Source organism: Nguyenibacter vanlangensis (genome assembly GCF_013376155.1).
GTDB lineage: Bacteria > Pseudomonadota > Alphaproteobacteria > Acetobacterales > Acetobacteraceae > Gluconacetobacter > Gluconacetobacter vanlangensis.
This window is the reverse complement of record NZ_JABXXP010000141.1, coordinates 1-5,998: the sequence shown is the minus strand read 5'-3', so window position 1 is coordinate 5,998 and position 5,998 is coordinate 1. Positions and strand designations below refer to the sequence as shown.

At 69.2% G+C, this 5,998-nt stretch carries 4 protein-coding genes, 1 tRNA gene and 1 pseudogene; all 6 read left to right on the top strand.

The genetic code is table 11. The annotated features are described in order from the left end of the window. A pseudogene (locus HUK84_RS08895) lies at positions 1–355 on the top strand (tRNA uridine-5-carboxymethylaminomethyl(34) synthesis enzyme MnmG); the annotation flags it as partial. Further along, positions 352–975: a 16S rRNA (guanine(527)-N(7))-methyltransferase RsmG gene (gene rsmG, locus HUK84_RS08890; RefSeq protein ID WP_176639980.1), complete on the top strand. Its 624-nt coding sequence runs from the start codon at positions 352–354 to the stop codon at positions 973–975. The pseudogene HUK84_RS08895 and the gene rsmG, both read left to right, overlap by 4 nt. A gap of 4 nt (positions 976–979) precedes the next feature. Next, entirely contained in the window at positions 980–1,777 is a 798-nt protein-coding gene (locus HUK84_RS08885) for a ParA family protein (protein WP_176639979.1), read from the top strand. Further along, positions 1,774–2,697, top strand: a complete 924-nt coding sequence (locus HUK84_RS08880) for a ParB/RepB/Spo0J family partition protein (protein WP_176639978.1) — start codon at positions 1,774–1,776, stop codon at positions 2,695–2,697. Before HUK84_RS08885 ends, HUK84_RS08880 begins: the two co-directional genes overlap by 4 nt. Before the next feature lie 86 nt (positions 2,698–2,783). Further along, positions 2,784–2,859: transfer RNA gene (locus tag HUK84_RS08875), tRNA-Lys, on the top strand. A 145-nt stretch (positions 2,860–3,004) separates the two neighbouring features. After that, on the top strand, positions 3,005–5,854 hold the full coding sequence (locus tag HUK84_RS08870) for a bifunctional YncE family protein/alkaline phosphatase family protein (RefSeq protein ID WP_246285565.1): 2,850 nt from the start codon (positions 3,005–3,007) through the stop codon (positions 5,852–5,854). Positions 5,855–5,998 lie beyond the last annotated feature (144 nt).

The following is a 5,998-nucleotide window of genomic DNA, read 5'->3' as shown; positions in this document are numbered from 1 at the left end:
CAGGCGGCGCAGCCTGCGCGACGTGCTGGCCACCACCGCCGCTCCCGACGCCATCGACCGCATCGCGCCCTGGTTCGCCGCCCTCGACCCGCGCGTCCGCCGCCATGTGGAGACCGAATCCCGCTATAGCGGCTACCTGCTCCGCCAGCAGCGCGAAATCCGCCAGCTCGAGGCCGAAACCCGCATCGCCCTGCCGCCCGATCTCGATTATCGCCGCATCGGCGGCCTCAGCACCGAAATGCAGGAACGCCTGGCCGCCGCCCGCCCCGCCAGCTTCAGCGCAGCCCAGCGCATTCCCGGCATCACCCCCTCGGCGCTGATGGCGCTGCTCTCTCATTTGCGGCAGGCGGCATGACGTTTCACGTGAAACATCAGGACGCGATGCCCGACGATCTGCGCCGCCGGCTCGATGCGTTCGCCGCCATCCTCACCCGCTGGAATGCCCGCATCAATCTCGTCTCGCCGCGCGATCTGCCCCATCTGTGGGACCGCCATATCGCCGACAGCCTGCAACTGGCCAACCTGGTCCCGCCCGGCGCGCGCTTGGCCGACCTGGGCTCCGGCGGCGGCTTCCCGGGCCTGATCATCGCGATCGCGACCGGGGCCGACGTCACCCTGATCGAATCCGACCAGCGCAAGGCCGCCTTCCTGCGTGAGGCCGCGCGCGCCACCGGCACCAGCGTCACCGTGCTGGCCTCCCGGATCGAGGACGCCGACATCCCCCAGGTGCAGGTCGTCACCGCCCGCGCGCTCGCCGCCCTGCCGCAACTGCTCGACTGGGCATCCCGTTTCCTGGCTCCGGACGGATTTTGTCTGTTCCTCAAGGGCAGAAACGTCACCGATGAGTTGACCGCGGCCGCCGCCGGCTGGCACATGACCATATCCCGATTGCCGAGCCGCACGAACGCGGACGGCACCATTCTCAAACTGGGTAACATCAGGCGTGCCAGACACTCAGAACGCGCACAGGGCTGACGGCGTGCGCGCTCCTCATATTCTCGCCCTCGCCAACCAGAAGGGCGGCGTCGGCAAGACGACGACAGCCATCAACCTGGCCGCCGGCCTGGCGGCGCAGGGTTTCTCCGTCCTGCTGATCGATCTCGACCCGCAGGGCAATGCCTCGACGGGCCTCGGCGTGGGCTATGATTCCCGCCGCCTCGGCAGCTATGCCCTGCTGACCGACGACACCGCATCCGCATCGCTGATCCAGGCCACCGAAATCCCCGGCCTGTCGATCATCGCCGCCGATACCGAACTGGCGGGCGCCGAACTCGAACTGGTCGCCCAGGACCGGCGCGAATTCTGCCTGCGCGACGCGATCGCCCGCATCAGCGGCGGCTTCGACGTCATCCTGGTCGATTGCCCGCCCAGCCTGGGCCTGCTGACCCTGAACGCGCTGGTCGCCGCCACCGGGGTCGTGGTCCCTCTGCAATGCGAATTCTTCGCGCTGGAAGGCATCAGCCAATTGGTGCGCACGGTCGATCGGGTGCGCCGCGCCTTCAATGGCGGGCTGCATGTCGCGGGCATCGTGCTGACCATGTATGACCGGCGCAACAACCTCTCCGAACTGGTGGCCGAGGACGCGCGCGGCTTCTTCGGCGCGCAGGTGATGGACACGCTGATCCCGCGCAATATCCGCATCTCCGAGGCCCAGAGCCACGGCCGCCCGGCCATGGCCTATGACCCGAAATCCAGCGGCGCCGCGGCCTATCAGGCCATGGCCGACGAATTGGTCACCCGCCTGGGCCTCACCAGCAAGAAGGCGATCGGGGCATGAGCACCAAGAAGGACCAGGCCCGCCCGCGCCTGGGGCGCGGCCTTGCCGCCCTGCTGGGCGAACAGCCGCCGGCCATCGCGCCAGGCGCTCTCCCTGGCACGCCCTCCGGTGCTCTCCCTGGTGCCCCTCGGCCCGAACGCGACCGCCCGGCCACCCTGCCGGTCGATTTGCTGGAGCCCGGCCCCTTCCAGCCGCGCCAGGCGATGGAGCCCGAGGCCCTGGCCGAACTGGCCGATTCCATCCGCACCCGCGGCATCCTCCAGCCGATCCTGGTCCGTCCGCACCCTGAACGCGACACCACCTACCAGATCATCGCCGGCGAACGCCGCTGGCGCGCCGCCCAGATGGCCGCACTGCACGAGGTCCCGGTCCATATCCGCATCCTCGATGACGGCGACGCCATGGCCGCCGCCCTGGTGGAGAACCTCCAGCGCGCCGACCTCAATGCGATCGAAGAGGCCGAGGGCCTGCAGCGCCTGCTGCGGGATCACGGCCTGACGCAGGAAGAACTGGCCGGCGCGCTGGGCAAGTCGCGCTCGCACGTCGCCAACATGGTCCGCCTGCTCAACCTGCCTGCCCCGGTGCGCGCGGCCCTGCGCGACGGCAAGCTGACGGCCGGCCACGCCCGTGCCCTGCTGGCCCATCCCGACCCGGTCGCGGCGCTGAAGATCGTGCTGGAACAGGGCCTGAATGTCCGCCAGACCGAGGCCCTGATCCAGAAAGCCGTCCGCCAGGCCCAGGCCGTCCCGGCCAAGCCGGCCGAACGCAAGGATCCGGAAATCCAGGTCCTGGAACGCGACCTATCCTCTCGCCTGGGGCTCAAGGTCCAGATCGCCTTCGACGGCAAGGGCGGCTCGATCCGCATCCAGTATAATTCGCTCGACCAGTTCGACTCGGTCCTCGCCCGGCTGAACACCTGATACGGCAGGCATTTTTTTCGATAAAACCGCTTGCCCTCCCGGGGATGCGCTGTTAGAAGCGCGTCACCCGAAAGGGACCACTCCATGGGCGCATAGCTCAGTTGGTAGAGCAGCTGACTCTTAATCAGCGGGTCCAAGGTTCGAGTCCTTGTGCGCCCACCATGGAGTCTCCGGACAATCCGGCCCCATCCTTCCATGAAGAATTCATGTCGGTCCCACCGGACCTGACGACACGTCCTCTGTTCTTCCCTATCCATGGGGCATCGGCGGGGCCGCGCCCGCTTGCATGGAAGGGAAGGAGACCGGCATGCCCTCATGGCGCCGCCTGACGACGGCTCTGCTCGTTACCATCTGGCTCGTCCCGCCGGCCTCGGCGCGAGCCGATGACGACGACGCGGCGCAAGCACCCCGCCTGCCGTCCGGCCAGTTCCTCACGCCGGCGGCCGCAACCGGCGCCATTTTCCGGACACTCGACCCGGGCAGGCCCGCCGACCGGCCCGATGCCCCGCATGTTCTGGCCGGCCAGGCCATCACCACCGCCCTCAGCCCCGACCGCCGCACGCTGGCGGTACTGACCAGCGACTACAACACGACCTACGGCACGGACGGCAAGCCCGATCCGGCGCTGTCGTCCGAATATGTCTTCCTCTACGACATCACCGCCCACGTCCCCGTCCAGCGGCAGGTCCTGCGCGTGCCCACCGCCTATGCCGGCATGGCGTTCGCGCCCGACGGGCAATCGCTCTATGTCGGCACCGGCGGCGGGGATTCGGTCCTCGCCTTTACCCGCGCCGCCCGCGGCTGGGTCGCCGCCGGCACGCCGATCGCGCTCGGCCACGGCGCCCAGGCCCACGGCCTGAAACAATCTCCCAGCACCGCCGGGCTGGCGGTCAGCCCCGACGGCACCCGCCTGTTCGTCGCCAATCTGTTCAATGACAGCCTGTCGCTGGTCGATCTCGCCCGGCACCGCGTCATCGCCGAACGCGACCTGCGCCCCGGCACCGAAATCCCGGCCCGCACCGGGGTACCGGGCGGCGAAACCCCGTTCTGGGTGGTGGCGCGCGACGCCGCCAGCGCCTATGTCGGCAGCCTGCGCGACCGGGAAATCGACCTGGTCGCCTTCGGTGCCACCCCGGATACGGCCCGGGTCGCCGCCCGGATTCCGGTCATGGGCAACCCGACCCGCATGGTCATGAACCACGCGCGCACCCGGCTCTATGTCGCCGCCGACAACGACGATTCCGTTCAGGTCATCGACACCGCCCGCAATGTCGTCATCGGCCGCATCCCGGTCGCGGCACCGCCCGGATTGATGCCGGCGCGCGAACGCTATCGCGGCGCCGCCCCCAACGCGCTGGTGCTCTCCGACGACGAAACCCGGCTCTATGTCAGCCTGGGCGGCGAAAACGCGATCGCCGTGGTGGCGCTGGCGGACAAGGGAAGCACGGGGCGGGGCCGCACCCTGGCCCTGCTGCCCACCGGCTGGTATCCCAATGATGTGGCGCTGGCCGATGGCTGGCTCTACGCGATCAACGGCAAAAGCGACCCCGGCCCCAATCCCGGCAATTGCGCCACCGCCGCGAAGCGCATCCAACCCGCCCCGTCCTTCCTCGCCGCCTGCCGCCGCAACCAGGGCGTGCTGGCGCTCGAAGCCGCCGGCCTGCTGGCCGAACCCATCCCCTCCGACCATGACCAGGACGAACTGACCCGCCAGGTCGCCGCCAATGACGGCTTCACCGCCCGTCCGCCGGCATCCGACCAGCGGATGATGGCGGCGCTGCGCGCGCGCATCCGCCACGTCATCTATATCGTCAAGGAAAACCGCACCTACGACCAGATCCTGGGCGATCTGTCGCCCGGCAACGGCGATGCCGCGATCACCGAATTCGGCGCGCCGATCACGCCGAACTTCCATGCCATGGCCGGCAATTTCGTCACCCTGGACAATTTCCTGACCTCCGGCGAGGTCAGCGGCAATGGCTGGCAATGGAGCACCGCCGCCCGCGAAAGCGATTTCAACGAGAAGACGATCCCGCTCGCCTATGCCGGCCGCCCCACCCACATGGTCTACGACCCCGAGGGCCAGAATCGCGGCGTCGATGTCGGCATCGCCGCTCCGGCCGAACGCCGCGCGGCCGAACCGGCCCTGCCCGCCGATCCCGACCTGCTGCCCGGCACCCATGACGAAGACGCGGTCGACGGCCCAGGCGACGACGACACGCCCGAGGACATCCAGCACGGCTATCTCTGGGACGCCGCGCTGCGCAAGGGGCTCGGCGTGCGCAATTACGGCTTCTATCTCGACCTGTCCCGCTACGGCCAGGCCGATCGAAACGCCGCGCCGATCCCCGAGGACCCCGATCCGCACGCTCATCATCTGCGGGTCGCCTTCCCCAGCAACCCGCGCCTCGCCCCGCTGACCGACCCGTATTTCCGCGGCTTCGACAACGCCTTTCCCGATACGCTGCGCGTGCGCGAATGGCGGCGCGAATTCGACGCCTATGTCGCAAACGGCCGCTTGCCGGCCCTCAGCCTGGTGCGGCTGATGCACGACCATATGGGCAGCTTCGCCACCGCCATCGACGGGGTCGACACGCCCGAACTGCAACAGGCCGACAACGACTACGCGGTCGGATTGCTGGTCCAGGCGGTGGCGCGCAGCCGCTACCGGGACTCGACCCTGATCTTCGTGCTGGAAGACGACGCCCAGGACGGTCCGGACCATGTCGACGGCCACCGCTCCACCGCCTATGTCGTCGGTCCCTATGTCCGGCACCACGCCGTCATCTCGACCCGCTACACCACGGTCAACATGCTGCGCACGATCGAGGACATCCTGGGCATCGACCATCTGAACGTGAACGACGCCTATCAGCGCCCGATGACCGACCTGTTCGACCTGCGGCAGAAGGACTGGCGCTTCACCGCCATTCCCTCCGCCTATCTCTACGCCACGCACCTGCCGCTCCCGCCCCGCCGCCAGGCGGCGCTGACCCCGCGCAGCACGCATGACGCCACCTGGTGGGCCCTTGCCACCGCAGGCTATGACTGGTCGCAGGAAGACCGCATCCCCGCCGTCGCGTTCAACCAGTTGGTCTGGCAGGGGCTCTACGGCAACCGGGCCTATCCGTCGCGGCGCGGCATGCGGGCGGATTGATGCCGGGTTCGCCCAGGGGGTCCACCCCTGGGCCCCGCCAAAGGCCGGGGGCTTTTGTCTTGGGGTGCAGGGGTCCGTGACCCCTGCCGGGTCCGGCAGCGTCCGGATTTCAGGCCGCCGCGCGGGGCCGGGTGACGGCGAACC

Coding starts and splice junctions, on each gene's coding strand:
- rsmG (WP_176639980.1), top strand. CDS start 352: ATGACGTTTCACGTGAAACATCAGGACGCGATGCCCGACGATCTGCGC.
- HUK84_RS08880 (WP_176639978.1), top strand. CDS start 1,774: ATGAGCACCAAGAAGGACCAGGCCCGCCCGCGCCTGGGGCGCGGCCTT.
- HUK84_RS08870 (WP_246285565.1), top strand. CDS start 3,005: ATGCCCTCATGGCGCCGCCTGACGACGGCTCTGCTCGTTACCATCTGG.